27 protein-coding genes are annotated in these 25,240 nt (G+C 71.9%); 13 read left to right on the top strand and 14 right to left on the bottom strand.

All coding sequences use genetic code 11. The annotated features are described in order from the left end of the window. Positions 1 to 226: 226 nt before the first annotated feature. Together EV186_RS35330 and lnt are read right to left on the bottom strand one after the other, a co-directional pair. The gene (locus EV186_RS35330) at positions 227 to 985 is read right to left on the bottom strand and encodes a polyprenol monophosphomannose synthase (protein WP_133853880.1); all 759 of its coding nucleotides are present in this window, start codon (positions 983 to 985) and stop codon (positions 227 to 229) included. A 60-nt stretch (positions 986 to 1,045) separates the two neighbouring features. After that, the gene (lnt, locus tag EV186_RS35325) at positions 1,046 to 2,629 is read right to left on the bottom strand and encodes an apolipoprotein N-acyltransferase (RefSeq protein ID WP_243754481.1); all 1,584 of its coding nucleotides are present in this window, start codon (positions 2,627 to 2,629) and stop codon (positions 1,046 to 1,048) included. A 49-nt stretch (positions 2,630 to 2,678) separates the two neighbouring features. On the opposite strand from lnt, the gene EV186_RS35320 reads away from it, so the two are divergent. Continuing rightward, on the top strand, positions 2,679 to 3,131 hold the full coding sequence (locus EV186_RS35320; RefSeq protein ID WP_133853879.1) for a MarR family winged helix-turn-helix transcriptional regulator: 453 nt from the start codon (positions 2,679 to 2,681) through the stop codon (positions 3,129 to 3,131). A 57-nt stretch (positions 3,132 to 3,188) separates the two neighbouring features. Here EV186_RS35320 and EV186_RS35315 read toward each other — a convergent pair whose 3' ends face one another. After that, positions 3,189 to 3,563, bottom strand: coding sequence for a VOC family protein (locus tag EV186_RS35315; RefSeq protein ID WP_133853878.1), 375 nt, complete (start codon positions 3,561 to 3,563; stop codon positions 3,189 to 3,191). A gap of 73 nt (positions 3,564 to 3,636) precedes the next feature. Here EV186_RS35315 and EV186_RS35310 point away from each other — a divergent pair, with 73 nt between their 5' ends. From EV186_RS35310 to EV186_RS35300, 3 genes are all read left to right on the top strand, one after another. Then, positions 3,637 to 3,900, top strand: a complete 264-nt coding sequence (locus tag EV186_RS35310; protein ID WP_243754480.1) for a hypothetical protein — start codon at positions 3,637 to 3,639, stop codon at positions 3,898 to 3,900. 54 nt (positions 3,901 to 3,954) lie between these two features. Beyond that, a complete protein-coding gene (locus tag EV186_RS35305) occupies positions 3,955 to 4,524 on the top strand; it encodes a hemerythrin domain-containing protein (protein WP_133853877.1) in 570 nt (189 codons plus the stop codon). 79 nt (positions 4,525 to 4,603) lie between these two features. Further along, complete coding sequence (locus EV186_RS35300; protein WP_133853986.1) at positions 4,604 to 5,422, top strand: family 1 encapsulin nanocompartment shell protein; 819 nt, start codon at positions 4,604 to 4,606, stop codon at positions 5,420 to 5,422. Here EV186_RS35300 and EV186_RS35295 read toward each other — a convergent pair. After that, positions 5,412 to 6,539, bottom strand: coding sequence for a cysteine desulfurase family protein (locus tag EV186_RS35295; protein WP_133853876.1), 1,128 nt, complete (start codon positions 6,537 to 6,539; stop codon positions 5,412 to 5,414). The two genes, EV186_RS35300 and EV186_RS35295, sit on opposite strands and share 11 nt — an antisense overlap. 29 nt (positions 6,540 to 6,568) lie before the next feature. On the opposite strand from EV186_RS35295, the gene EV186_RS35290 reads away from it, so the two are divergent. The 3 genes from EV186_RS35290 (at position 6,569) to dinB (ending at position 8,811) form a co-directional block, all read left to right on the top strand. After that, the gene (locus EV186_RS35290; protein ID WP_133853875.1) at positions 6,569 to 7,213 is read left to right on the top strand and encodes an SDR family NAD(P)-dependent oxidoreductase; all 645 of its coding nucleotides are present in this window, start codon (positions 6,569 to 6,571) and stop codon (positions 7,211 to 7,213) included. A gap of 172 nt (positions 7,214 to 7,385) precedes the next feature. Continuing rightward, positions 7,386 to 7,583, top strand: coding sequence for a hypothetical protein (locus EV186_RS35285; protein WP_133853874.1), 198 nt, complete (start codon positions 7,386 to 7,388; stop codon positions 7,581 to 7,583). A gap of 37 nt (positions 7,584 to 7,620) precedes the next feature. After that, positions 7,621 to 8,811 carry a DNA polymerase IV gene (gene dinB / locus EV186_RS35280; protein ID WP_133853873.1) on the top strand — a complete coding sequence of 397 codons (1,191 nt, stop codon included), beginning with the start codon at positions 7,621 to 7,623 and terminating at the stop codon, positions 8,809 to 8,811. 15 nt (positions 8,812 to 8,826) lie between these two features. On the opposite strand, the gene EV186_RS35275 is transcribed toward dinB, so the two are convergent. From EV186_RS35275 to EV186_RS35260, 4 genes are read right to left on the bottom strand one after another with little or no spacing between them, the layout of a single operon-like run. Next, positions 8,827 to 9,357 carry a GNAT family N-acetyltransferase gene (locus tag EV186_RS35275; RefSeq protein WP_133853872.1) on the bottom strand — a complete coding sequence of 177 codons (531 nt, stop codon included), beginning with the start codon at positions 9,355 to 9,357 and terminating at the stop codon, positions 8,827 to 8,829. Positions 9,358 to 9,383: 26 nt separating this feature from the next. Continuing rightward, the gene (locus tag EV186_RS35270; RefSeq protein ID WP_208115944.1) at positions 9,384 to 9,893 is read right to left on the bottom strand and encodes a GNAT family N-acetyltransferase; all 510 of its coding nucleotides are present in this window, start codon (positions 9,891 to 9,893) and stop codon (positions 9,384 to 9,386) included. A 29-nt stretch (positions 9,894 to 9,922) separates the two neighbouring features. Beyond that, positions 9,923 to 11,683, bottom strand: coding sequence for a choline/carnitine O-acyltransferase (locus EV186_RS35265; RefSeq protein ID WP_133853871.1), 1,761 nt, complete (start codon positions 11,681 to 11,683; stop codon positions 9,923 to 9,925). An 11-nt stretch (positions 11,684 to 11,694) separates the two neighbouring features. Then, positions 11,695 to 12,537, bottom strand: coding sequence for a HalD/BesD family halogenase (locus EV186_RS35260; protein ID WP_133853870.1), 843 nt, complete (start codon positions 12,535 to 12,537; stop codon positions 11,695 to 11,697). A 78-nt stretch (positions 12,538 to 12,615) separates the two neighbouring features. Here EV186_RS35260 and pepN point away from each other — a divergent pair, with 78 nt between their 5' ends. After that, positions 12,616 to 15,147 carry an aminopeptidase N gene (gene pepN / locus EV186_RS35255; protein ID WP_133853869.1) on the top strand — a complete coding sequence of 844 codons (2,532 nt, stop codon included), beginning with the start codon at positions 12,616 to 12,618 and terminating at the stop codon, positions 15,145 to 15,147. Continuing rightward, complete coding sequence (locus EV186_RS35250; protein WP_133853868.1) at positions 15,144 to 15,974, top strand: alpha/beta fold hydrolase; 831 nt, start codon at positions 15,144 to 15,146, stop codon at positions 15,972 to 15,974. The genes pepN and EV186_RS35250 overlap by 4 nt, the downstream gene beginning before the upstream one ends. A gap of 7 nt (positions 15,975 to 15,981) precedes the next feature. Here EV186_RS35250 and EV186_RS35245 read toward each other — a convergent pair whose 3' ends face one another. Genes EV186_RS35245 through xylA form a run of 3 tightly spaced genes read right to left on the bottom strand, consistent with a single transcriptional unit; the run spans position 15,982 to position 20,066 of the window. Beyond that, on the bottom strand, positions 15,982 to 17,478 hold the full coding sequence (locus EV186_RS35245) for an ArnT family glycosyltransferase (protein ID WP_133853867.1): 1,497 nt from the start codon (positions 17,476 to 17,478) through the stop codon (positions 15,982 to 15,984). 39 nt (positions 17,479 to 17,517) lie between these two features. After that, complete coding sequence (gene xylB, locus EV186_RS35240) at positions 17,518 to 18,912, bottom strand: xylulokinase (protein WP_133853866.1); 1,395 nt, start codon at positions 18,910 to 18,912, stop codon at positions 17,518 to 17,520. Next, positions 18,909 to 20,066 carry a xylose isomerase gene (gene xylA, locus EV186_RS35235; protein WP_133853865.1) on the bottom strand — a complete coding sequence of 386 codons (1,158 nt, stop codon included), beginning with the start codon at positions 20,064 to 20,066 and terminating at the stop codon, positions 18,909 to 18,911. Before xylA ends, xylB begins: the two co-directional genes overlap by 4 nt. Before the next feature lie 73 nt (positions 20,067 to 20,139). Between xylA and EV186_RS35230 the strand changes: the two genes are divergently transcribed. Further along, the gene (locus tag EV186_RS35230) at positions 20,140 to 21,309 is read left to right on the top strand and encodes an ROK family transcriptional regulator (RefSeq protein WP_133853864.1); all 1,170 of its coding nucleotides are present in this window, start codon (positions 20,140 to 20,142) and stop codon (positions 21,307 to 21,309) included. A gap of 34 nt (positions 21,310 to 21,343) precedes the next feature. Here EV186_RS35230 and EV186_RS35225 read toward each other — a convergent pair whose 3' ends face one another. Further along, positions 21,344 to 21,520 (bottom strand): YegP family protein, encoded by a 177-nt coding sequence (locus EV186_RS35225; RefSeq protein ID WP_133853863.1) that lies wholly within the window; start codon positions 21,518 to 21,520, stop codon positions 21,344 to 21,346. A gap of 126 nt (positions 21,521 to 21,646) precedes the next feature. On the opposite strand from EV186_RS35225, the gene EV186_RS35220 reads away from it, so the two are divergent. Next, the gene (locus tag EV186_RS35220; protein WP_243754478.1) at positions 21,647 to 22,270 is read left to right on the top strand and encodes a TetR/AcrR family transcriptional regulator; all 624 of its coding nucleotides are present in this window, start codon (positions 21,647 to 21,649) and stop codon (positions 22,268 to 22,270) included. Positions 22,271 to 22,287: 17 nt separating this feature from the next. Next, positions 22,288 to 22,824 carry a hypothetical protein gene (locus EV186_RS35215; RefSeq protein WP_243754477.1) on the top strand — a complete coding sequence of 179 codons (537 nt, stop codon included), beginning with the start codon at positions 22,288 to 22,290 and terminating at the stop codon, positions 22,822 to 22,824. Positions 22,825 to 22,881: 57 nt separating this feature from the next. Here EV186_RS35215 and EV186_RS35210 read toward each other — a convergent pair whose 3' ends face one another. Continuing rightward, a complete protein-coding gene (locus tag EV186_RS35210) occupies positions 22,882 to 23,829 on the bottom strand; it encodes a pirin family protein (protein WP_133853862.1) in 948 nt (315 codons plus the stop codon). A gap of 30 nt (positions 23,830 to 23,859) precedes the next feature. After that, positions 23,860 to 24,792, bottom strand: a complete 933-nt coding sequence (locus EV186_RS35205; protein ID WP_133853861.1) for a hypothetical protein — start codon at positions 24,790 to 24,792, stop codon at positions 23,860 to 23,862. A 62-nt stretch (positions 24,793 to 24,854) separates the two neighbouring features. On the opposite strand from EV186_RS35205, the gene EV186_RS35200 reads away from it, so the two are divergent. Next, the gene (locus tag EV186_RS35200; protein ID WP_133853860.1) at positions 24,855 to 25,214 is read left to right on the top strand and encodes a VOC family protein; all 360 of its coding nucleotides are present in this window, start codon (positions 24,855 to 24,857) and stop codon (positions 25,212 to 25,214) included. Positions 25,215 to 25,240 lie beyond the last annotated feature (26 nt).

The raw sequence follows: 25,240 nt of genomic DNA, 5'->3' as shown, positions 1-25,240 counted from the left end.
CGGCGCCGGGGCGAGTCCACGAGACAAGCCCGGTCAGCCATGGTCGTGGTCGCCAGAAAGAGCCTCCGGGCACACAGCCCGACAACCCCATGCATTTGGGGTTCCATGGCAGACCAAGCCCACCCCGAAGCCAGACCTCCCCCTCAACCTCGTCCGCCCGGACGAGGTTGAGCATCCGGGCCCTGAACTGGCCAGGCGCCGAAGGTTGGGATGGTGGCCAGAAGCGTCAGCGACGAACGAGGTTGCGCAGCTGAGTCCCCCGCCGCCGCAACCCCCACTTCGTCACTCGCAGCAGCGCCTCGCGCACGATCGACCCGCTCATCTTCGAGTCGCCGACCTGCCGCTCGGTGAACGTGATCGGCACCTCGACCACGGTGAACCCGGCCTCGATCGTCCGCCAGGCCAGGTCGATCTGGAAGCAGTACCCGGCCGAAGCCACGTTCCCGAGGTTGATCTTCTCCAGGACCTGCCGCCGGTAGGCCCGGAACCCGGCCGTGATGTCCTTGACCTTCGCGCCCAGCGCCATCCGCGAGTAGAAGTTCCCGCCCCAGGAGATGAGCTTGCGACTGGCCGGCCAGTTCACCGTGTGCCCGCCAGGCACGTAGCGCGAGCCGATCACGAGATCGGCGTCCTCGAGCGCCGCCAGCATCCGCGGCAGGTCCTCCGGGGCGTGCGAGCCGTCGGCGTCCATCTCCACGATCACCGCGTAGTCGCGTTCCAGCGCCCAGTCGAAGCCGGCGACGTAGGCCGCGCCCAGGCCGGCCTTCGACGTGCGGTGCATGACGTGCACCAGCTCGTCCTTCGCGGCCAGCTCGTCGGCCAGCTCACCCGTGCCGTCGGGGCTGCCGTCGTCCACCACGAGCACATGCGCCTTCGGCAGTGCGTCGCGCAAACGCCGTGTGATCGGTCCCAGGTTCTCCCGCTCGTTGTACGTCGGGATCACCACCAGCACCGGTTCCACTGCGGTGCTCGGCTGCTCTGCCATGCGTAGGTCTCTCCTCCTCACCGGCGCCTGCCCGCGCCGGCCCCCGACCAAGGGGATCGTTCACTCCTGCGGTGAGGCGCTCCTGCGGCGCCCCAACGCGACCGCGGCGGCGAGCGCGAGGAGCCCGGCGGCATCCATCACCCACTCCGGCGTCGCACCGAGTCGATCCGACAGCGTAGTCGCCGTCCGTAGCGGCAGCCGCTCGACCAGCGCTGCCGGGGTGAACAGCTCCGTCTGCTCGATCACCGAACCGTCCGGGCGCACCAACGCGGACACGCCGCTGGTGGCCGCGACGACCACGGCGCGCCCGTGCTCGACCGCACGCACGCGGTCCATCGCGAGCTGCTGGTATGTCATCTCCGTGCGGCCGAAGGTGGCGTTGTTCGTGGGCACGGCGAGGATGGTCGAGCCCGCGATGGAATCGCGCACCACGCCGTCGAAGGCCACCTCGTAACACGTGTCCAACGCCACCCGGGCGTTGCCCATGGTGAACACCACGGGCTTGTCGCCGGCCACGAAGTTGCCCGCCCGGTCCACCGCCGAGGTGAACAGGCGGAAGAACGAGCGCATCGGCATCGTCTCGCCGAAGGGCTGCAGCTGGCGCTTGGTGTACCGGTCGACCGGGCCCTTGCCCGGCTCCCACAGCAGCACCGTGTTGCGCGGGTTGCCGTCGTCACCGACCAGCACGGCCCCGACCGCGATGGGCGCGCCGACGTCGATCGCGGCCTGGTTGATCTCGCTGTAGGCGTCGGGGTTGCGCAGCGGGTCGATGTCGGAGGAGTTCTCCGGCCAGATCACGATGTCGGGCTTGGGCACCCGCCCGGCCTTCACGTCCGCGGCCAGCTGCTCGGTGCGGCGCACGTGGTTGTCCAGCACGGCCCGGCGCTGGGCGTTGAAGTCGAGACCCGCGCGCGGCACGTTGCCCTGCACCGCGGCCACGGTCACCGTGCCGGCCTGGGCGTCGGTGCCGACCAGCGGCGCCGAGGCGAACGCGGCGGCGACCGGGATCATCACGGCCAGCGCCCGGGCCACCAGCATGCCCACGGTCCGTTCACCGTCGGCGAGACCGCGCACGAACGCGGCCAGCCCGAACCCGGTCAGCGTCACCGCGAACGCGATCAACGGCGTGCCGCCGACCGCGGCCAGCGGCAGGTAGATCCCCTCGGGCTGCCCGAACGCCAGCTTCGGCCACGGGAACCCGCCGAACGGGAACACCGCGCGGAACGTCTCCCCCGCCACCCACAGCAACGCCGCCCACAGCGGCCACGCCGGCAGCTTGCTCACCACCGAGATCGCCGCGCACGCCAGGGCCAGCAACAACGCACACACCGCGGAGAGCGGCAGCCACGCCACCGGTCCGACGAACACACCGGTCCACGCCAGCAGCGGCACCAGGTAGCCGAGCCCGAACAGGAAGCCGTAGCCGAACCCGGCCTTCGCGCGCCGCCCGCGCAACACCCAGCCGAGCAACGCCAGGCCGATCGGCGCGAGCCACCAGACGGTGCGTGGCGGTTCGGCCAGGTAGGCCAGCACGCCACCGAGCACCGAGAGCAGTGCCGGGACCAGCATCGGGCGCAGCCGGTCTCGCCTGCGTGGCGCGGGAACGTCCGCCGGTTCGGCGTCCGCTTCGGTGGGGGCGATCACGTCAGCAGCGTAGCCGGGCGCTGTGTGCGCACGGTTAGCATCTCGGGTCATGGAGACGGCCGCGTTCCTGCTGTCCCAGCTCGGCGCGCACGCCAGCTCGCAGTTCCTCGCCCGCGCCGCTGAACTGGACCTCACCGGCCCGCACGTCGGCGTGCTGCGGGCGATCGCGGACGACCCCGGCACCAGCCAGCAGGCCCTCGCGCAGCGGCTGGACATCCTGCCGAGCCGGGTGGTCGCCTTCGTCGACGACCTCGAGGACCGCGGCCTGGTCCGCCGCGAGCGCCACCCCAGTGACCGGCGCTCGCACGCGCTGCGGCTGACGCCGACCGGCGAGCAGGTCCGCGAGCAGCTGCGTGTGCTGGGCGCCGAGCACAACGACCGGCTGCTGGCCCCGCTGAGCGAGCGGGAACGCGTGACGTTGACGGAGCTGCTGGCCAAGGTCGCGGCCGCGCAGGGACTGCGCCCAGGCGTTCACCCGGGGTTCCGCCACCTGGGCCGCTAGGCACTGTCCTGCGGATCCGTGGTCGCGGTCTTCGCGCCGAGATCCACAGGACAGCGCCTAGTCCAGGCGGGTGCGCAGCAGGCAGAACTCGTTGCCTTCTGGGTCGGCGAGGCAGTGCCAGGACTCCTCGCCGGTCTGGCCGACGTCGGCCGGGCGCGCCCCGAGCGCCAGCAGCCGCCTCAGTTCGGCCTCCTGGTCGCGGTCGGTGGCGTTGACGTCGATGTGCAGCGGCAGCTTGCCTGCCTTGGGGTCGGCCGTCGGGCTCAGGACCAGCGTCGGCTGCAGGCCGCCGGCCCCTTCGGGCGGCCCGATCTCGATCGAGCCGTCGTCCTCGGTGCCGAGCACGACGAACCCCAGCACCTCGCACCAGAACTCCGCGAGCCGCTGCGGGTCCCGGCAGTCGAGCACCAGCTCGGAAATGCGGCAGGCCATGATCACGACCCTACGGCCCGGCCGCGACGTGCGCCCGGGGGTTTCGTCTCGGGCCGGGCGTTAGGCTCGGTTCGTGCCCGACGACCGCGACAACGACGACAGCACCGACCCGGAACGCGACGAACTCGACGAGCTGGGTGGCCTCGACGACGACGAGACCGAGGTCGAGGTGCCCGAGGAGATCCACACCGTCTGTCACCTGTGCGGGGGCGCCGGGATGGTCGCCGACCCCAAGTTCGCCGTGGTGGGCGGGGTGGCGCGCACCGTCGACAACGGCAGGCAGTGCCCGGAGTGCGAGAGCGTCGGGCACTTCCCGGGCATCGTGCCGCCGCTGTAGGACCGGTCGGCCCCGCGGCTGCGCCGGGCCGGGCGAGGCCTTAGCGTTCGTGCCATGCCGGACATCACCAAGCTCATCCTCGACGACCACGAGTGGTTCCGGCGCCAGTTCGCCGCGATGGACGACACGACCGATCCCGCCGAGCTGGCCCGGATCTGGGCGCCGCTCGCCGCGTTGCTCGACGTCCACGCCGTGGCCGAGGAAGAGATCTTCTACCCGGCGCTGATCCGCCGCGGTGATGACGCCGAGGCCGAGACGCTCGATGCCATCGGCGATCACAACGACATCCGCGATGGCGTGCACGAGGCGGCGCTGCACCCGGTGGGCAGCACCGCGTGGCACGCCGCCGTGCGCAAGACCAGGGTCGCCAACAGCGAGCACATGGCCGAGGAGGAGGACGACGGGCTCGCGGACTTCCGCAGGCACGCCGACCCCGGCCTGCGTGACGAGCTGGGCGAGCGGTTCCTGGCGTTCAAGCGGGACCACGAAGGGGCGCGTGATCTCGACGTGTCGGACAAGGATCCGCAAGAGTACGTCGACGAAGTCGAAGCAGAGGCCGGCGTGGCGCCCGAGCGTGGCCCGGACCCGTCACTGGGCATCGGCAGCCTGAAGGAGCAGCAGTGAGCGAGCTTGCGAGCGAACCATGGACACAGCGAGCCGGCTCACGCCGGCCCGGAGCGTCAGCGAGGGGGTGGGCGTGAGCATGAACCACCTGATGCGCGAGCTCGCCCCGATCACCGGGGCGGCCTGGGAGCAGATCGACGACGAGGCCCGGTCCCGGCTCGCGCCCAACCTCGCTGCCCGCCGGCTCGTGGACGTCTCCGGTCCGCACGGCTGGGACTTCTCGTCGGTGAACCTCGGCCGGGTGCGCCCGCTCGACCAGACCACCGCGGGTGAGACCGGTGAGGGCGTGCGGCTGCGGTTGCGGCACGTGCTGGCGCTGGCCGAGGTCCGGGTGCCGTTCACGGTGTCCCGGGTCGAGCTGGAGAACGCCGAGCGCGGCGCGGACGACCTCGACCTCGACGACCTCGGCCGGGCCGCCCGTGAGCTGGCGCTGCTGGAGAACCGCGCGGTCTTCCACGGGTGGGCGGGGGCCGACATCACCGGCCTCGTCGACAGCTCCACCCACCGGGGCCTGCCGCTGGGCGCGGACCCGACGGAGTACCCGCAGGTGGCGGCCAAGGCCGTCGACACGCTGCGCAACGCGGGCATCGGTGGCCCGTACGCGCTGGCCATCGGGCCCGCCGGGTACGAGCGGATCGTGGAGAGCACCGAGCACGGCGGGCTGCTGGTGCTCGACCACCTGCGCCGCATCCTCGGCGGCGGCAAGGTCGTGCGCTCCCCCGGGCTGACCGGCGCGCTCGTGGTGAGCCTCGACGAGGGGCACTTCCAGCTGCACCTGGGCCAGGACATCTCCGTGGGCTACAGCCACTGCGACGCCGACACCGCGCACCTCTACCTCGAGGAGAGCTTCACCTTCCGGGTCGTCGAGCCCGACGCCGTCGTCGCGCTCACCGAGTAGCGGACCTGAGCAACGCCACGGCGGCCGCGTCCACGTCGGCCGCCGTGGTGGTCCGGCCCACGGTCAGCCGCAGCGCCGCCTTCGCCCGCTCGACCGGCAACCCCATCGCGGCCAGCACAGGTGAAGGCTCGTCCACGCCTTCGTGGCACGCCGACCCGGTGGCCGCGGCGACCTCGGGGGCGCCGGCGAGGACGTCGGCGCCGACCGTGCCCGTCAAGCTGACGTTGAGGGTGTTGGGCAGTCGCTCGATGGGGTGACCGTTGAGCTCCGCGGGAACGGCCTCGCTCAGCCGTGTCCAGAGCCGGTCCCGCAGGGCGCGCAGCCGCTCGGTTTCCCTCGGCAGGGCCGCCGCGCACAACCGCGCCGCTTCGCCGAGTCCGGCGATCAGCGCCACGTTCTCCGTGCCGCCACGCAGGCCGCGTTCCTGCCCGCCGCCGTGCACGAGCGGTTCGAGCGTGACTCCCGAGCGCACGTAGAGCGCGCCGACCCCTTTGGGTGCGTAGGCCTTGTGCCCGGCGACGGTCAGCAGGTCGACGTCGAGGTCAGCGACGTCCACGACGATCTTGCCGATGCTCTGCGCGGCGTCGGTGTGGAACAGCGCGCCACGGGCGTGGGCCAGCGCGGCGAGGCGGCGGATGGGCTGGATGGTCCCGGTCTCGTTGTTCGCGTGCATGATCGTGACCAGCGCCGTGCGGTCGGAGATGGCCGCCTCCGCCTCGGTCGGGTCGACCAGACCGTGCTCGTCCACGGGCAGCACGGTGATCTCGAAACCGTGCAGGCGGCGCAGGGCGTCGCACGCGGCGAGCACCGCCGGGTGTTCGGTCGCCTGCGTGATCACCTGCCGACGGCCATCGCCCCGGCCGAGCGCCGCGCCGCGGATGGCGAGGACGTCGCTTTCCGAGCCGCCCGAGGTGAACACGACCTCGTCGTCGCCGCAGCCGAGCAGCGCGGCGACCTGCTCGCGAGCCCGGGCCACGGCGGTGCGGGCCGGTTCGCCGTAGGCGTGGGTGCTCGACGGGTTGCCGAAGTGTCCGGTCAGGAACGGCAAGATCGCTTCGGCCACCCGGGCATCGACCGGCGTCGTCGCGTTGTTGTCGAGGTAGATCGGGCCGCTCATGCGGTGAACGTAGCGGGAACGGAGCAGGGATGTCCGGGGCTGTGGTCGTCGGGGCGGGACCAGGGATCGGGCGGGCGGTGGCCGCGCGCTTCGCCCGCGAGGGGTTGCCGGTCGCGGTGATCGCGCGACGCGCGCGGACCGTGCGGGACACGGCGGCCACGCTGCGGGAGTTCGCCGTGCCGGTGGTGGAACTCGTCGCGGACAGCACGGACGAGGCCGGGCTGCGGGCCGCGCTCGACAAGGCCGCCGCCGAACTCGGCCCGCCGGACGTGCTGGTCTACAACGCGGCGGTCATCCAGGCCGACGGTGTCGGTGACCTGACCGCCCGAGGCCACCTGGACGCCTACGCGGTCAACGTCGTCGGCGCGCACACCGCGGCCGCGCACGTCGCGCCGTGGATGGCCGAGCGCGGGCACGGCACGATCATCGTCACCGGCGGGATGCCCGCGCCGGTGCCCGGCTACGTGAGCCTCTCGATCGGCAAGGCCGCCGTGCGGACCCTGCTTCGCTTGGTGGCTGAGCAGTTCGGGCCGTCCGGCGTGCACGTCGCGACCGTCACCGTCCGCGGCGCGGTCGCGCCCGGCACCGACTACGACCCCGACGACATCGCCGAGCACTACTGGCGCCTGCACGCCCAGCCGGCCGGCGCGTGGGAATTCGAGGTCGTGCACTGAAGTATCGATGCAGCCACCGGATGCGCGGGCCCGCCGGCGCCTCCCGGGGCAAGGTGCACTAGGCCAGTTGCCGGGGACCGGCGGGCCAGGCGGCTCACTCTTCCTGATGAACATGATCGTTCCGACACGCCGCGGATAGGTGTTGTCCGTGCCCATTGGTAGCGTCACCTACATGAACGCACCGGCAGGCACGACACGGCATGAGTTGCCGCGGGCCAGATCCGCCGACGCCGCCGACTCCGCTCAGCCCGAACCGATCGATCCGAAGATGGCCGAGGCCGCCGAACTGCTCGCCTCGACCGAGCGTGCCACCGCATACGCGACCGCGGCCGCGACCCTGCTCGCGAAGGCCGAACGCGCCGCTCGCTGAGCCCTCTTTTGTCACCCCGGTATGCGAACATGTGTTCGTGTACGCGGAGGGTCCGATCCTGCACGCCGACCTCGACTCGTTCTACGCGTCGGTCGAGCAGCGTGACGACCCCACCCTGCGCTCCCGCCCGGTGATCGTCGGCGGCGGTGTGGTCCTCGCGGCGAGCTACGAGGCCAAGGCCTGTGGCGTGCGCACGGCCATGGGCGGGCGGCAGGCGCTGCGGCTGTGCCCGGGCGCGATCGTCGTGCCGCCGCGGATGAAGGCGTACAGCGAAGCGAGCAAGGCCGTCTTCAAGGTGTTCGAGCAGACCACGCCGTTGGTCGAAGGCTTGTCCATCGACGAGGCGTTCCTCGACGTGGGCGGCCTGGCGAAGATCGCCGGATCGCCGTCGACGATCGCGGCGCGGCTGCGGGCGCAGGTCGCACGCGAGGTCGGGTTGCCCATCACCGTCGGCGTGGCGCGCACCAAGTTCCTCGCGAAGGTGGCCAGCCGGGTCGCCAAACCCGACGGCCTGCTGGTCGTGCCGCACGACGGTGAACTGGAGTTCCTGCACCCGTTGCCGGTCGGGCACCTGTGGGGCGTCGGCAAGGTCACCGAGGAGAAACTGCGCGAACGCGGGATCACCACCGTGCGGCAGGTGGCCGAACTCGGCGAGTCCTACCTGGTCTCGGTGCTGGGCCGCGGTGTGGGCCGGCACCTGTTCGCGCTCGCGCACAACCGCGACCCGCGCCCGGTCCAGGTAGGCAGGCGACGCCGGTCGATGGGAGCGCAGCGCGCGCTGGGCAGCCGACCCCGCCAGCCGGCCGAACTGGACGACATCCTGACCGGGCTGATCGACAAGCTGGCCCGCCGCCTGCGCGGCGCCAACCGCGTGTGCCGCACGGTGACGCTGCGGCTGCGCTTCCACGACTTCACCCGGGCCACCCGCTCGCACACCATGCCCGCCCCGACGGCCGGTACGGCGATGATCCTGCCGGTGGCACGCCTGCTGCTGGCCGCGGCACTGCCGATGATCGCCGAGCGGGGCATCACGCTGATCGGCGCGTCGTTGTCGAACCTGGACAACGCCGAACCCCTGCAACTCGTGCTGCCCTTCGACGACATGTCGCCGCCCGTGCTCGATACCACCCTGGACGCCGTCCGCGACAAGTTCGGCGGCGCGTCGATCACCCGGGCCGGGCTGCTCGGCCAGGACCCGGGCATCGAGATGCCCATGCTCCCGGATTAGGCAGCAGGCCCGGCTTCACCCGGCGACGCTGATCCAGTAGCGGAACTTGCCTTCGCGCTCGCCCTCGAACACACCGCCGTTGGCTTCGATGACCCGCTGTGAGCCGACGTTGTCCGGGTCGCACGTCAACAGCAGTTCGTCGATGCCCCGCTCGCGTGCGTGCGGCAGCACCGCCGCCAGCATCGCCGTCGCGTGGCCTTGCCTGCGGGCGCTCGGCCGGACGTCGTAGCCGATGTGCCCGCCGACGGTGCGCAGCTGCTCGGTCAGCTCGTGCCGCAACGCGATCCGGCCGAGGTAGGTCGAGCCCTCGCACCACCACCAGGTCGTGCACGTCACCCAGCCCGCCCGCGGTGGCCGCACCTCGTCCTCGTGCAGCATCGCGACGAACTCCGCGAAGCCCTCGGCGCTGCGCCACCGCCCGTCGCGCAGCTCGGCACCGACCATGGTGTCGTCGTCGGGCGCGCCGCGGCCCTCGGCGAGGAACTCCGCCATGGCGGCGACGAAGGAGGCGTGGCTGTCGAGGGAAGGCAGGCGCAGGCGCGGCATGCGACCGAGTACAGCAGGCGCCCGGCTCACCCACACCTGGATTTCAGCGTGATCCAGTAGCGGCACCGGTTGCCGCGCTCGGCCTCCAGTTCGCCGCCGTTGGCCTCGATCACCCGGCGCGAGGCCAGGTTGCCGGCGTTGCAGGTGAGCAGCACCGCATCGATGCCCATCGCGCGCGCATGCGGCAGCACCGCCGCCACCATCGCGGTCGCGTCACCCCGGCAGCGAGCCGAGGGCCGCACGTCGTAGCCGATGTGGCCGCCCTCGGTCCGCAGTGCTTCGGTCAGCCCGTGCCGCAGGTCGATGCGGCCGAGGTAGGTCGAGCCCGCGCACCACCACCAGGTCGTTTGCGTCATCCACCCGGCCTGCCGTGGCCGCACCGCATCGGCCCGCACCGACGCGACGTAGTCGGCGAACCCCTCAGGTGTCCGCCACCGGTCGTCGACCAGCTCGTTGCCGACCATCGTGGTGCGCTCGGGGTCGCCGCCGCACTCGGCGAGGAACTCCGCCATCGCTTCCACGAACGACGCGTGCACGTCGACCGAGGGCAGGCGCAACGAAGGCGCTACGACAGCAGCTCCCGCAACTGGGCGACCGCGACCCGCAGCTGCTCGGCGAACTCCGTCATCTGGTCGGCCACCGAGCGGGGCGTGGCCAGGTACAGGTGGAACCGCTCCGGCAGCAGCACGTACGCCACCCCGATGCACTTCGCGCTGGTCGAGCCGAACCCGAAGTACTGGATGTGCTGCGACGGCGCCGAACTCGTGCTCAGGTAGTCGTCGCGCATGATCGTCCAGCCGGGCGAGGAGTACAGCGCGGGCTCCTGCGAACCCCGGCGCCGCGCGATCAGCTGCAGCTCCCACAGGTGCTGCTCCGGCGCGGCACCGATCTGGCACTCCTTGGCCCGCGCGACGTGCTTCGCCGCCGCGGCAAGGAAAGCGGCCTTGCGTTCGTCGGCGGACGCATCGGAGGTCATCGCGTCGACGAAGGCCACGACCTCCGGCGTCACCACGCGCATCGCCTCGGTGCGGCCGTTCTGGTACTGCCGGGTCGCGATCGACTCGTACGTCGCGCCCGTGATGCCCTTGGCCCGCCGGTGCGCGAGCTGGTACGCCAGTTGCACGAACGCGTCCGGCGACACCTTCAGGCCCTTCGCCGTGTTCGCGCCGAAGTCGTCGAAGGAGACGATCATCGTCGCGTTGTCCTCGGCGTACTGGGTGAACGCGGTGCCGGCGGCCTCGATGTCCTTCACCAGCTCGTCGTCGAGTACGAAGTCCACCGGCGCGAAGGACGGCGTGCCTTGCGCGACCGCACCCGACGCGGCGGACTGCTGCTCGGCGGGGGTCTCCAGCAGCGCGTCCACGAACGCGAGGATGGTCGTGCCGTCCAGCAGGCAGTGCTCGACGTTGATGCCCGCGCGCCCGTCCGGGAACACGATCAACGACACCGCCTTGTCGAACCAGCGGTTCGCGCTGTCGCCGTGCAGCATCCGGTCGCAGGCCTGCTGGACGTCGGCGGCGGGTTCGTCCTCCAGGCACACGCAGAACAGGGCACGCTCCACGGTGTCGAGAGCACCCTCGTTGGCGCCGTTGGTGAGCAGCAAGGCGTCCCGGCTGGCCGCCCACTCGGCACGCGCCTTCGTGGTGAGCCGGCCGACGCCACTGCCCTCGCCCTCGGTCGCGATGATCGCGCGCAGTGCGTCCGCGAGCTCGGGCAGCGTGTGCGGCTTGCCCTCGGGGCCGAGGACGTCGAGGCGGAAGATGCGGCCGCGGTGCAGCACCGCGATGTGGCGTTCCCGCGACGGGCCCGGCCACTTCTCGGTGTAGGGCGTGCGGGCGGTGTCGATCTCGGCGCCCGGGATGCGGGTCGCGGAGAACAGGTACTTGTGCTGCAGCATCGACTGCGGCACGCCACGCAGCTCGACGGCCGGGATCGACTCCTCGTCCAGCTGCCGCTTGTAGTTCAGCGCCGACGCGATCAGCCCGGCCGCGCGCGTGACCTGGTCGGCCTCGGCGTCCTGGAACAAGAAGAAGAAGTTGGCGTTGAGCGCGATCCGGTCCCGGCGGCCCAGGTAGCGGTAGGGCCAGAACGTGTCGAGCCAGCTCCGCACGCCCGGGGTGTCGTTGTAGGCCGCGAGCGCCGCCTGCAGTTCGTGGGCCGGGCTGCCCTCGGCGAGGAAGTCCCGCACGGCCGCCTCGGTCGCGGCCAGCTCGTCCGCGTCCAGCAGCGGGGTGCACCACTCCAGGAACCGCGCGCAGCTCTCCTCGAGGCTCGGCAACGGCACCTTGGGCAGCAGGTCTTCTCCTGCGAACGTGCTCACGCTCACCCTTTCGAAAGTCAGTCCAACAGCTCGTCGACCCGCACCCGTCGTGCGGCCTCTTCGTGGGCCGGGGTGACCCGGCCGAACAGCTGCCGGGTGCGGGCCACGCTGCCGATCACGCCGGGCCGCTCGCTGAACGCGAAGATCGCCGAGTGCCGAGGAGTATCCCCGAGCACGGTGGTGACCCGGTGGAGGGCATACCGGCCACGGAAGAGTTGCAGGTCGCCCGGTCGCAGCCGAAGCCGCCGCACCAGGTGCTCGCCGCGGCCGTCGAGCACCGCGCGCACTTCGTCGAAGTTCTCCGCGCCGGCCGAGCGGATGTTCGGGCAGTACTCGAAGACGCCGCCGTCGTCCGGTGCCTGGGTGAGCATGCTGACCGCGAACTCGTTGGTGTCGAAGTGCCACGGGTGCGAGCGCCCGGGCGTGACGACGTTGAGCGTGAGCCCGGCGAGCGGGTCCGCGAGCTCGTGCACCTCGGGCAGCCTGAAGCAGTGCCCGACGAACCGGCGGAACGGCGCGCTCGTGTAGAGCTGGTGGATGATCAGGTCGGTGCCGATCCGGTCGCGCGGCACGAAGGCGTTGCCGCGCTCCATGGTCAGCCGGGCCGGGTGGTCGGCGGGGAGGCTGTCGTCGGGCTCGGTGTTGTAGACGTTGACGGTCTCGACGTCGTAGTAGGCCTGTGGCGCGATCTGGCCGCCCTGGGCACGCAACGCCTCGACGAGCTCGGGGCGGACGAAGTCCCGCAGGACCGTGCACCCGTCACCGGCGAGGTCCTGGCGAGCGGCATCGACCACCTGGCGCCACAACGGGCCGCCGGGGTCGTCGAGCGGATACCGCTCGGTGTCCACGATCTGCTGCATGTTCACCGATCGAACACGCGGCGGCAGATCCTGAGCAAGTGGAGATTTCCCACATCGGCCTTCCGTAGGGTGTGCCGGGTGGCAGGCAACCTGACGCGCGACGAGGCGCGAGCACGCAGCCGATCGATCACCGTGGACACCGTGTCGGTCACCCTCGACCTCACTACTGGCCCGACCAGGTTCGCCAGCACCACGGAGTTGCGGTTCCGTTGCACCGAGCCGGGAACCGGCACGTTCGTCGATCTGGCCGGCGCGGTGGTGCACGAGGTGACGCTGAACGGCGTCACCCTCGACCCGGGTGCGTACGACCAAGCGCGCGGGCGCTTTGCGCTGTCCGGGCTAGCGGCCGAGAACGAGCTGCGGGTCGTCGCCGACTGCGCGTACTCGCGCACCGGCCAAGGGCTGCACCGGTTCGTCGACCCGGAGGACGGCAAGGTCTACCTCCACACCCAGATGGCCACCGCCGACGCGCACCGCGTGTTCGCCTGCTTCGACCAGCCCGACCTCAAGTCCCCCTTCGAGTTCACCGTCACCGCGCCCGCCGACTGGATCGTGGTCTCCAACAGCGCAGAGGATTCCTGCGTGCCGGTCGGCGACGCCCGGCGCTGGCACTTCCCGCCGACACCGCCGATCTCCACCTACCTCACCGCTGCCGTGGCCGGGCACTACCACGCCGCCCTCGACGAGTACCGCGGCAAGGACGGTCAGGTCATCCCGCTGGGCGTGTTCTGCCGGGCCTCGCTGGCCGAGCACCTCGACGCCGAGGAGATCTTCGACGTCACCAAGCGCGGCTTCGACTTCTTCCAGCAGGCCTTCGGCAGCGACTACCCCTTCGGCAAGTACGACCAGCCCTTCGTGCCGGAGTTCAACCTGGGCGCGATGGAGAACCCGGGCTGCGTGACGTTCAAGGACGAGTACGTCTTCCGGTCGCGGGTCACCGACGCCGATCACCAGCGCCGGGCCAGCACGATCCTGCACGAGATGGCGCACATGTGGTTCGGCGACCTGGTGACCATGCGGTGGTGGGACGACCTGTGGCTCAACGAGTCCTTCGCCACCTACGCGGCCGGCCTCGCGCAGACCTCCTGCACCCGGTGGACCGGTGCGTGGGCCGACTTCGCCCACGCGTCCAAGGCGCGGGCCGCCCGCCAGGACCAGCTGCCCACCACGCACCCGATCGCCGCGGACATCCCGGACATCCGGTCGATGGAGGTCAACTTCGACGCGATCACCTACAGCAAGGGCGCTTCGGTGCTCAAGCAGCTGGTCGCCGCGATCGGACTCGAGGAGTTCCTCGCCGGGCTGCGCCGCTACTTCGCCAAGCACGCGTGGGGCAACACGACCCTCGACGACCTGCTCACCGCGCTGGCCGAGGAGACCGGCCGGGACCTGCGGTCGTGGTCGGACCAGTGGCTGCGCACGTCCGGGCCCAACACCCTGCGGGCGGAGTTCGCGGTCGACGACGCCGGGCGGTTCAGTTCGTTCGCCGTCGTGCAGACCGCGCCTGAGGACCACCCGACGTTACGGACGCACCGCATCGCGATCGGCCTCTACGACGAGTCCATGTCCAGGGTGCGCCGCGTGGAGCTGGACGTCGCCGGGCCGCGCACTGAGGTGGCGGAGCTGATCGGTGCCCAGCGTCCGGCACTGGTCCTGCTCAACGACGACGACCTGACCTACGCGAAGATCCGGCTGGACCCGGAGTCGTTGCGTGCCATGCGCGCGGGCATCGCACGGTTCACCGATCCGGTGGCGCAGGCCGTGTGCTGGATGATCGCGTGGGACCTGACCCGAGACGGCGAACTGCCCGCCCGGGACTACGCGGCGCTGGTGCTTGCCGGCGTCGAGTCCGTGTCCAGCCTGCTGATCGTCCGGACCCTGCTGGCGCAGGCGTGCACGGCGGTGCAGGAGTACACCTCCCCCGCCGAACGCGAGGAAGCCGCGAAGGAACTGGGCAGCGGATTGTCCGCGCTGCTCGCGGCCGCGCCGGCGGGCAGTGACACGCAACTCGCGTACGCCCAGGCGCTGGCGGCGGCCGCCCAGGCCCCGCAGCACCTGGACCAGCTGGCCGCCATCCTCGACGGCACCGACGTGCCCGACGGGCTCGTGGTCGACGCCGCGCTGCGCTGGTCGCTGCTGCGGCGCCTGGCCGTGCACGGCCGCGCCGGGGCGGCGGACATCGAGGCCGAGCTGACCCGTGACGCCACCGCCTCGGGTGGGCGCAGCGCCGTGGCCGCGCACGCGGCGATCGGCACGCCCGAGGCGAAAACCCAGGCGTGGCAACGGATGGCGTCCGGTGAGCTGACCAACGCGGAGCTGCGGTCGGCGCTCGAAGGCTTCACCGAACCGGCCCACGCACCGCTGCGCACGCCATTCACCGAACCGTACTTCCGCACCCTGGCCTCCGTCGTGGACATCTGGCCCACCGAGCTGACCCAGACCTTCGCCGCGGGCGCCTACCCGAACACCACCGACCACGAGGACACCCTGGCCCACACCGAGCGCTACCTCGCCGAGGCGGACCCGCCGGCCTGGTTGCGCCGCCTCGTGCTGGAGGGCCAGGACGAACTGCGCCGCGCGGCGCGGGCCCAGCAGGCGAGCCGGGCATGAGCATCGGGTACGACGTCACCGGCACCGGCCCGCCCGTGTTGTTGCTGCACGGTTTCCCGGAGACCCGGCTGATGTGGCGTGAGCTCGTGCCGGTGCTGGCCGATCACCACACGGTGGTCACGGCGGACCTGCCCGGCTACGGCGAGAGCACCGTCGCGCCGGGCCGCTCGTCCAAGCGCGCGATGGCGGCCGAGCTCGCCGACCTGATGGCCGGGCTCGGGTTCAGCGAGTTCGCGGTGGCCGGGCACGACCGCGGTGCCCGGGTCGCCTACCGGATGGCGCTGGACCTGCCGGACCGGGTCCGGGCGCTCGCGGTGCTCGATGTCGTGCCCGCCGCCGCGGCCTGGCAGCGGGCGGATGCCCGCCTGGCGTTGTCGTTCTGGCCGTGGTCGCTGCTGGCCCAGCCCGCGCCGCTACCCGAGGCGATGTTGGCCGGCGCGGCCGACGCCGTCGTGGCGGATGCCTTGTCGCAGTGGGGTTCGCCCGCCTCGGTGTTCCCCGACGACGTGCGCGCCGCCTACGCCGAGCAGTTGCGGGCCAACCCGGCGGGCATCTGCGAGGAGTACCGGGCCGGCGCCGGGGTCGACCGCGAGCACGACGAGGCCGACCTGGCCGCGGGCAGGCGCATCGTCTGTCCGGTGCTGGTGTTGTGGAGCAAGGGAAGCGGCCTGGACACCTGGTACGCCGACGACGGCGGCCCGATCGGGATCTGGCGTGCGTGGTGCGACTCGGTCGAGGGGGAAGCGGTGGCCGGTGGGCACTTCTTCCCGGAGGTGCACCCCGAGGAGACCGCGCGCCGCCTCCTCGCGTTCTTCCCCACTCGGTAGAACCGGCTCAGTAGAACCGGCGCAGCCCCGGCCAGATCTGCGACCAGGGCGCGGTCGTGCCCGTGCACAACCTGATCGGCATGCCTTGCTCGTCGTTGTCGATGCCCAGGCCGTTGTCGTTCGCGGTCACCTCGCGGCAGCCGACGAACTGGCTCGGCACCCCGACGCCGATCAGCAGCACCGGTCCGTTGCTGGTGTCCGGCGGCGGTCCCCAGTCCGCGTAGGACATGTGGCCGCTGTAGGGCTGCGGCAGGCCGCGCTCGGGACCGTAGTACTCGATGGCGCCGGCCTCGCCGTAGTTGGCGGTGAGGATCACCGCGCGGCCGCGGTCGGCTTCCGGGATCTGCCGCCACACCGCGGCGACGGTGTCCACGAACGTCGGCCAACCCATCTGCTCGCCGACCTCCGCGTTGAGCGCGAGCGCCGGACCGGCCGCGCGCTCGGGCAGCAGGGGCAACCCGACCACGCACGACACGACCAGTGAGATCGCCGCGCCGACCGCGGTGATCGCCCGCCAGGTGCGGCTCGCCGACCGCAGCCAGCGCACGAACGGCTCCGCGCCGATCGCCGTCAGCACCAGCAGCAACGACGCCGCGTAGTACGGCTTGCCGCCGCTGATCAGCAGGACCACGCACACGACCGGGTAGCTCATCGCCACCGCACGGGCCCAGCGCAGCTCACGCCACGTGCGCAGCATCCCGTTGAACCACACCGGGACCAGCACCGGCAGCGAGTACACCAATTCCATCGGCACGAACATGACGCGGTTCTCGACGCCGTCGTCGGCGCTGATCCCGCCGGCCACCGTGAGCAGCGGGAAGTCGTGCCGGGCCTGCCAGATCAGCACCGGCGTGAGCAAGGCCAGCGCGAGCACCACACCCGCGGCCAGCCACCAGGAGCGCAACACCGAGCGCGGCCCGAACGCCAGCACGCCGATGGCCAGCGCGAGCAGGAACAGCGGGACGAGCCACTTGTTGGCCATGCCGACGCCGACCACGGCGCCGATGGCCAGCCACCAGCGGGTGTCGCCTGTGCGCAGCAACCGCAACGCGAACAACGCCAGCGTCGTCCACACCAGAGTGTCCACTGTGGTGGTGGAGAGCATGTGGGTGGACACGAGCACGTAGGTCGACAACGCCGTCGCCGCGGCGGTCAGCCACTGCGCGGTGCGACCGCCACCGCACTCACGCGCGATCAACGCCGTGACCAGCACGGTCGCGACGCCGAGCAGAGTCGCCGACACCCGCAGGCCGACGACCGTGTCGCCGAAGACCTCGGTGAACAGCCGCGCGAGCACCGGCGTGATCGGCGGCTGGTCGACGTAACCCCACGCGAGGCGCTTGCCCGCGGCCAGGTAGTAGAACTCGTCGCGGTGCCAGCCGTACCGGCCCGACAGCGCCGTCAGCACCGCGGCCTGGACCACCACGACGGCAAGGACCGGCTTTGCCGCGAAGCTCGGCAATGCCGCTTGCTGCGTGTCTTCACGCGGTGCGACGACCGCCATGGCGCCTCCCCCAGTTGGCGCGGATGCTATCGGCAGCCGTCAGCGGCGGTCCAGCAACCGTTGCCGTGCCAGCGCGTACCGCTCACGCACCGCGGGCACCGGGTCGGCCTCGTGCACGGTGGATCCCGCGCCGGCCCACCGCGGTGGCTCGTCCCCGCCGAGCTGCACCCACGCCGCCTGTCGCGCCGCGCCACCCGCGACGTACTCGTCGGGTTCGGGCACCACGACCGGGCGACCGAACACCGTCGGTGCGATGGCCCGCACGGCCGCGGACCGCGCGCCCCCGCCGATCAGCAGCACCCGCCGGCACCGCGCGCCGTGGGCCAGGATCGCGTCGACCGCGTCGGCGAGCCCGCACAACACACCTTCCACCGCGGCCCGCGCCAGGTGCGCGGGGCTCGCGGTGCGCATCGTCATGCCGTGCAACGCGCCGGTCGCCTTGGGCAGGTCGGGCGTGCGTTCGCCGTCGAGGTACGGCACCAGCACCAGGCCGTCGCAGCCGGACGGCGCGCTCAGGGCGAGTTCGCTGAACCGCTCGTGCGACACGCCGAGCATCGCCGCGGTCGCGTCGAACACCCGGGCCGCGTTCAGCGTGCACACCAGCGGCAGGAACCGCCCGGTCGCGTCCGCGAACCCGGCCACCGACCCCGACGCGTCGGCCGTGGGCCGTGCCGCCACCGCGAAGGCCGTGCCGGAGGTGCCGATCGACACCACGACGTCGTCCGGCTGCGCACCGACGCCGAGCGCGGCCGCGGCGTTGTCGCCCGCACCAGGCCCGAGCACCGTCTTGCCGGTCTTCCCGGCCGGCTCGTGCGGGGCGAGGACGGTGGGCAGCACGGCGTCGTGGCCGAGCGCGCGCACGAACAGGTCGCGCCGGTACTCGCCCTCGGCCGCGGAGAAGTAGCCGGTCCCGCTGGCGTCGCTGCGATCGGTGGTCAGCTGGTCAATCGAGCGGCCACCGGCCAACCGCCAGGTCAGCCAGTCGTGCGGCAGGGCGACGGCCGCGGTGCGCGCGGCGTTGCGCGGTTCGTGGTTGGCCAGCCAGCGCAGCTTGGTCACGGTGAACGACGCCACCGGCACGCTGCCCACCGCCCGCACCCACGCGGCCGGCCCGTCCTCGACGACCAGTTCCGCCGCGGCCCCCGCCGAGCGGGTGTCGTTCCACAGCAACGCATCCCGCACGACGGCGCCGGACTCGTCCAGGCACACCATGCCGTGCTGCTGCGCGGCGATCGACAGCGCGGCGACGTCGTCGAGCCCGCCGACGTCGGCGATCACCGCGGTCATCGCCGACCACCAGGCCTCGGGGTCGACCTCCGTGCCGTCCGGGTGGGGCCGGGTCGCCGAACGCACCACGACGCCGCTGTGCGCGTCGCGCACCACCAGCTTGCAGGACTGGGTCGACGAGTCGATCCCGGCGACGAGCGTGCTCATCCCCGGCTGCCCAGCAGGTGCTCCAGGGCCAGCTGGGACAACACGACGAACCCGGCGCCGCGCTCGGCGGCCTTGTCCGGGTCGAACTCTTCGAAGGCCGTGCGGTCCTGCTTGAGGTCGGCGAGGGTCTCGCCGTCGCCCAGCGTCGGCTTGGCCAGTTCGTCGAGGCGGGCCACGCGCAACGCTTCCTGGACCTCCGGGTCGGCCCGGAACGCCGCCGCCCGCTCACGCAGGATCCGGTACGTGCGCATGTTCGCCGCGGCGCTGGCCCACACGCCGTCCTCGTCCTCGGTGCGCAGCGGCTTGTAGTCGAAGTGCCGCGGGCCGTCGTAGCCGCCGTTCTCCAGCAGGTCGACCAGGAAGAACGCCGACAGCAGGTCCCCGTGGCCGAAGATCAGGTCCTGGTCGTAGCGCGGGCCGCGCTGGCCGTTGAGGTCGATGTGGAAGAGCTTGCCCGACCACAGCGCCTGCCCGATGCCGTGCACGAAGTTCAGCCCGGCCATCTGCTCGTGCCCGACCTCGGGGTTCAGCCCGACGAGGTCGCGGTGCTCGAGTTCGGCGATGAACCCGAGCGCGTGCCCGATGGTGGGCAGCAGGATGTCACCGCGCGGCTCGTTGGGCTTGGGCTCCAACGCGATCCGCAGGTCGTAGCCCGAGTCCACGATGTACTGGGCGAGCAGGTCGACGCCCTCGCGGTAGCGGTCGAGCGCGGCCTTGACGTCCTTGGCCGCGTCGGTCTCCGAGCCCTCGCGCCCGCCCCACATGACGTAGGTCCTCGCGCCCAGCGACGCCGCGAGGTCCATGTTGCGCATGACCTTGCGCAGCGCGAACCGCCGCACCGAGCGGTCGTTGCTGGTCAGCCCGCCGTCCTTGAAAACGGGATGGGTGAACAGGTTCGTGGTCGCCATCGGCACCACAAGGCCGGTCTCGGCGAGGGCCTTGCGGAACCGCTCGATGTGCTTGTCGCGAGCGGTGTCGTCGCTGCCGAACGGGATCAGGTCGTCGTCGTGGAAGCTCACCCCCCACGCGCCCAGTTCGGCGAGGCGGTGCACGGCGTGCACCGGGTCCATCGGCGGGCGGGTCGCCGTGCCGAACGGGTCCACGGCCTGCCAGCCGACAGTCCAGAGCCCGAAGCTGAAATGGTCTTGAGTCACGGCGCGCCTCCACTTATTAGTTCAGTGCCTGAACGTAATGACGGGAGCTGGGCTGGTCAATAGACTCGCCCGCATGTCCGTCGAACCGGCAGGCCAGCACACCGTGCGGCGGCTCAACGCCGCCCTGGTGCTCGGCGAGATCGCGGCGACGCCCGGCGTCTCGCGGGCCGCCCTGGCCGCACGCACGGGTTTGGCGAAGGCCACGGTCTCGACGGTCGTGGACCGGCTGGTGGCGGCGCGGATCGTCGCCGAGGGCGAGCCGATGCGCCGCGCCGGGCCGGGACGGCGGGCCAGCGGGCTGGCGTTGTCACCGCTAGGCCCGCACGGTCTCGGCGTCGAGATCGGCGTGGACTACCTGGCCTGCCAGCTGGTGGACCTCGCGGGCGCCGTGCGGTTCCAGCGGATCACCGCCGGGGACAACCGCAACCGCAAGCCGTCGGTGGTGCTCACGGCGGTGGCGCGGTTGATCAAGGCGGCGACCCGGGCGGCGGCCGACGCGGGCGTGCGGGTCGGCGGCATCGGAGTGGCGGTGCCCGGCCTCGTCGAGCAGGACACCGGGTTGTTGCGCGTCGCGCCCAACCTGGGCTGGCAGGAAGTCGACATCGCGCGCGAGGTGGCCGAGCGGACCGGCCTGGAGCGCGTCGAGGTGGGCAACGAGGCGGACCTGGCCGCGGTCGCCGAGTGGCGGCGGACCGGGCTGGCCGACTTCGTGCGGGTCTCCGGCGAGATCGGCATCGGCGCGGGGATCGTGCTGGACAACGCGTTGTTCCGCGGTGTGCGGGGGTTCGCGGGCGAACTCGGGCACGTGTCGGTGGTGCCGGTGGGTGGTGACCGGTGCCGCTGCGGGGCCGACGGCTGCCTGGAAACGGTGGCGGGCCAGGAGGCGATCCTGCGGGCGGCCGGCGTGGCGTCCATCGAGGACCTGACCACCCGGCTGTCCACATCGGACGGTCCGGCGGTCGCCGCGGTGGCCGGGGCCGGGCGCGTGCTAGGCACGGCGCTGGCCGGGCTGATCAACGTGATGGACGTGCCGGCGGTGGTGCTCGGCGGTACCTACGCAGTGCTGGAACCGTGGCTGCGCGAGCCGGTGCTCGCCGCACTGGGCGAGCGGGTGGCCGAGCCCGTCGAGGTGCTGCGCTCGGCGTGGGACACCGATGCCGCCGCGCACGGGGCCGCGACCGCGGCCGTGCAGGCGATCATGGCCGACCCGGACGCGTTCGCCGAACGGGTGGCCGATCAGTGAGCACGACCACCCGTTGCGACGTGGTGGATCCGGCCTAGACCTCGTGGACCTCGGCCTCGGCGGCAGCGCGCTTGACCGCCTCGGCCCCCTTGACGGCGCCGGCCTTGCTCTCGTACGCCTCGCCCTGGGCCACGACCTCGCCGTTGCCGGCCTTCAACCGGAACCGGAACTTCCCGGCCTTGTCCTCGTAGACCTCGAACTTCGCCGCCACGATCCACTCCTTCTGAATGGGGACCGGTTCACACGTTCGGGTGAACCTCACTGCGCCGGGGAGCCTAAAGGATCAAGACATCGACCGGAAGGAATACCCGCGGCCCCGGCGGGTCACAATGGAGCCGTGCCTGACCAGCAGGAGACCCGCACCCGAACCCGCAACCGCTGGGGTGAGGGCGATCGGCTGCGGGGGGAGATCCTCGACGCGGCCAGCACGGTGCTCTCCGAACTCGGCGGCGAGGACGGGCTGACCATCCGCGGGGTCGCCCGTGCCGTCGGGATCGCGCCCGCCAGCATCTACCAGCACTTCACCGACCGGGCCGCGCTGGTCAGCGGCCTGCTGGAGCACGAGTTCGCCCGGCTGCGCACGCTGATGAACGCCGCCGCCGAGGAGACCGCCCCGGACGACCCGACCGGCGGCGTGCGGGCCCAGCTGCGTGCCTACTGCGCGTTCGCGCTGGCCAACCCCGGCATCTACCGGCTGATGCTGAGCAAGGGCTCGCACCGGCCCGCACCCGACGCCCGGCCGGTCGGCCCGATGATGGACGTCATCGGCCAGCTCGCCGAGGGTTTCCAGCAGTGCGTGGACAGCGGTCGCGCACTGCGGCTGCCGCCGGACCGGGCGGCCACCGTCGTGTTCGTCGGCGTGCACGGCCGGGTCGCGCTGATCCAGGGCGGGCGGTCCAACACGCCGATGGAGCTGGTGCACACGTTCATCGACGAACTGCTGTCGCTGGTGTTCGCCTGAACGCCCGGCGCATCGACGTGGCCGCCCTCCCCCGGGAGGTCGCGGCCCTCATCGACGCGATGGAGCCCGGCGAAGAACTGGTCATCACCCGCGACGGCGAGCCGATCGCCACCATCGAGACCCCACCCACGGTGGCCGGCCCGCGCCTGGGCGACGAAGGCGTGACGGTCGTGGCCACCGCGATGAAGCTGTCGGCTTCGGCGCGCCGGTCGTTGTCCGACGAGCTCGGCGCCGACTACATCGTGCTGGACATGTACTCGGCACCCGCGACGGCCGACGTGCTGCTGGTACCGCCGGTCAGCCCGCAGCTGATCGGCAGCCTGCGCGCGATGTTCCCGAACGCACGGGTCATCGTCGCCGAGTTCGAGGACGCCGAGCTGGGCATCAGCTACGAGGGGCCGCTACGCCGCATGCTCGATGCCGGGGTGGACAACTACCTCGCCGCCACCGCGGTCCCGCGACTGGCGCGGCAGCTCCACCACGCCGTCGCCCACCACGCGCAACTCACCAGTGGTGCCACACCGGTCGAAATAGCGCCGGCCGAGGAGACCTAGGCGCTGTCCTGTGGATCTCGGCGCGAAGACCGCGACCACGGATCCGCAGGACAGTGCCTAGTCGTGGATCCGGCCGCGGGCACGCAGCCGGGCGTTGGGCAGGGCGGGCGCGGGCAGCGCGGCACCGCCCTCGGCGGCGTCGTAGTGGGCGACGGCGCCGAACCGCTCCCCCGGCGACTCGCGTTCGGCCTCCCACGCCGCGCGGGCCTCGACGATCTCGTCATGCGTGCGGGCCACGAAGTTCCACCACATGACCAGCCGCTCCTCGAACGGCACGCCGCCGATCAGCAACGCCTTGGCCGCGGCCCCGGCCCCCAGCGTCACCGACTTCGTGCCCGGATCGAGGTAGCGCAGGGCGCCGGTGGGCACCTCGATGCCGTCGACTCGCACCGGCTCGCCGAGGGAGAGCACCGCGTGTTCGAAGTCTGGTTCCAGCGGCACCACCGCCGTGCCGCGGGCGGGAATGGCGAACTCGGCGCCGACGAGCGGGGTGTAGACGCGTGCCGGGGACGTGTGCCCGGCCACCGAGCCGGCGAGCACCGTGGTCGTGGCGTCGTCGACGTCGAAGGTCGGCAGGTCCTCGTGGTGCTCGAAGTGCGGTTTCGTCTCGCGGGCTGAGTCGGGCAGCGCGATCCACAGCTGGACGCCGTGCAGCACCGGGCCGTGCCGGCCGGGCGAGTGCTCGGCGTGGGCGATGCCGTGCCCCGCGGTCATGAGGTTGAGCTGGCCCGGCCGGATCAGCACGTCGTTGCCCAGGCTGTCGCGGTGGCGGACCTGACCGTCGACCAGCCAGGTCGCCGTCTGCAACCCGATGTGCGGGTGCGGCGGGACCTGCATGCCCGGCGCCGCGGCCAGCTCGGTCGGGCCGTAGGCATCGGAGAAGCACCACGCGCCGACGGTGCGGCGTTGCTTCCCAGGCAGGCTGCGCCGCACGAGCATGGCCCGCGGCCCGCCCAGCGGGACCTCGCGCGGCAGCATCATCGGGTCGGGTTCGAAGACGCTCATCGACCTCGATGCTAGTACTTCACTGCGCAACTATCCGACTGGAAGCAACCTGCGTGGTCCGATCAGCGCACCGATGCCGATGAGCAGGTAGCCCACCGACGGCCCGTAGGCCCCGAAGTCCAGTTCGGCGACGTTGGTGTCCTTGACCAGGTCCGTCATGGCCCACAGGTGCACGCCGCTCAGCACGATCAGGATCACGCCCGCGATCCGCCGGAACATGGCGATCGCGGTTTTGAGCGTGAACGCGATGAGGACGATCGCGGCCAGCGCGACCACCGCGACGACGATCTCCACGGTGCTGAAGTGCATGGCGGACTTGCTGCCGAAGATCCCCGCCAGCGGCCCGACCCCGTAGCGCACCACCAGGAACACCAACCCGGCGAGCGCCAGCGCGGCCCACAACACCTTGGCGGCAACGGATTCCAGCACGGCGGCGAACGCCAGCAGGATGCCGAGGATGACCGTCGGGTAGCTGAAGAGCACGACGTACCAGTCGCCGAAGGTCTTCGCGCCGCCGGTGTCGCGGTTGGACAACGCCTTCCACAGGTCGTAGAGCTTCGCGGTGCCGCCGGTGCCGCCGGTCGCGGCGATCCACGGCAGCAAGGTGAAGCTGACGATCTGGACGATCGCGCCGAGCACGGAGAGCAGCAGCCCGATTCCGGGCAGCTTGATCCCGCCACCGGACGGTGCCGCCGGCCGGCGGGGCGCCTGCTGGGGCGGTCGCGGTGGCTGCCGCTGGGGTGATTGGCGCTGGGGCTGCTGACGCTGGGGCGGGTAGGGCCGCTGCGGCTGCTGGTACTTCGGGACCTGCTCGTGCGGCGGTCTGGGCGCGTCGTAGCCGTACTGGTCGTCCTGGTATCCGTCCTGGTAGCCGCCCTGCTGGGGCTGCTGGTACGGATCCTGGTAGGGCTGCCGCGGTGGCCGTGCTTGGCGGCGGTACGGGTCGTACGGCGGCTCAGACATGCCCGAAACCGTACAGTCCGGCGCAAGGTTTGCCGTGCAAGCGGCGGCGGTATCCGGTGCGCATGCCGAGCAAGATCATCGCCGTGGCCCTGGACTGCGTGGACACCGACGAGCTCAGCCGCTTCTGGTCCGCGGTGTTCGGCACCGGCGAAGTCAGCCGCTGGGCCGACGCCGACGGCACCGAATACGTGGAGATCGGCACCGGCCTCGGGGCGACGTTGCTCCTGCAGCCGGTGCCAGAGGCCAAGAGGGGCAAGAACCGCCTGCACCTGGACCTGGCTCCGGCCACCGGCGACCAGGACGACGAGGTGCGCCGGCTGGTCGCCCTCGGGGCGACGGTGGTCAGCGACGAGGAACGCCACCGCTGGGTCGTCATGGCCGACCCCGAAGGCAACGAGTTCTGCGTGCTCCCGCCACGATGACGCCACCGATCGAGTGCCGACCGTCC

Source organism: Labedaea rhizosphaerae, from assembly GCF_004362825.1.
Classification (GTDB): Bacteria; Actinomycetota; Actinomycetes; order Mycobacteriales; family Pseudonocardiaceae; genus Labedaea; species Labedaea rhizosphaerae.
This window is presented reverse-complemented; position numbering and strand designations above follow the sequence as displayed.

Coding starts and splice junctions, on each gene's coding strand:
- EV186_RS35320 (WP_133853879.1), top strand. CDS start 2,679: ATGGAGACGGCCGCGTTCCTGCTGTCCCAGCTCGGCGCGCACGCCAGC.
- EV186_RS35275 (WP_133853872.1), bottom strand. CDS start 9,357: ATGCCGCGCCTGCGCCTGCCTTCCCTCGACAGCCACGCCTCCTTCGTC.
- EV186_RS35315 (WP_133853878.1), bottom strand. CDS start 3,563: ATGGCCTGCCGCATTTCCGAGCTGGTGCTCGACTGCCGGGACCCGCAG.
- EV186_RS35260 (WP_133853870.1), bottom strand. CDS start 12,537: ATGCAGCAGATCGTGGACACCGAGCGGTATCCGCTCGACGACCCCGGC.
- EV186_RS35330 (WP_133853880.1), bottom strand. CDS start 985: ATGGCAGAGCAGCCGAGCACCGCAGTGGAACCGGTGCTGGTGGTGATC.
- EV186_RS35305 (WP_133853877.1), top strand. CDS start 3,955: ATGCCGGACATCACCAAGCTCATCCTCGACGACCACGAGTGGTTCCGG.
- EV186_RS35200 (WP_133853860.1), top strand. CDS start 24,855: ATGCCGAGCAAGATCATCGCCGTGGCCCTGGACTGCGTGGACACCGAC.
- EV186_RS35295 (WP_133853876.1), bottom strand. CDS start 6,539: ATGAGCGGCCCGATCTACCTCGACAACAACGCGACGACGCCGGTCGAT.
- EV186_RS35300 (WP_133853986.1), top strand. CDS start 4,604: ATGAACCACCTGATGCGCGAGCTCGCCCCGATCACCGGGGCGGCCTGG.
- EV186_RS35245 (WP_133853867.1), bottom strand. CDS start 17,478: ATGGCGGTCGTCGCACCGCGTGAAGACACGCAGCAAGCGGCATTGCCG.
- EV186_RS35205 (WP_133853861.1), bottom strand. CDS start 24,792: ATGTCTGAGCCGCCGTACGACCCGTACCGCCGCCAAGCACGGCCACCG.
- xylB (WP_133853866.1), bottom strand. CDS start 18,912: ATGAGCACGCTCGTCGCCGGGATCGACTCGTCGACCCAGTCCTGCAAG.
- EV186_RS35230 (WP_133853864.1), top strand. CDS start 20,140: ATGTCCGTCGAACCGGCAGGCCAGCACACCGTGCGGCGGCTCAACGCC.
- EV186_RS35250 (WP_133853868.1), top strand. CDS start 15,144: ATGAGCATCGGGTACGACGTCACCGGCACCGGCCCGCCCGTGTTGTTG.
- EV186_RS35290 (WP_133853875.1), top strand. CDS start 6,569: ATGTCCGGGGCTGTGGTCGTCGGGGCGGGACCAGGGATCGGGCGGGCG.
- EV186_RS35210 (WP_133853862.1), bottom strand. CDS start 23,829: ATGAGCGTCTTCGAACCCGACCCGATGATGCTGCCGCGCGAGGTCCCG.
- EV186_RS35285 (WP_133853874.1), top strand. CDS start 7,386: ATGAACGCACCGGCAGGCACGACACGGCATGAGTTGCCGCGGGCCAGA.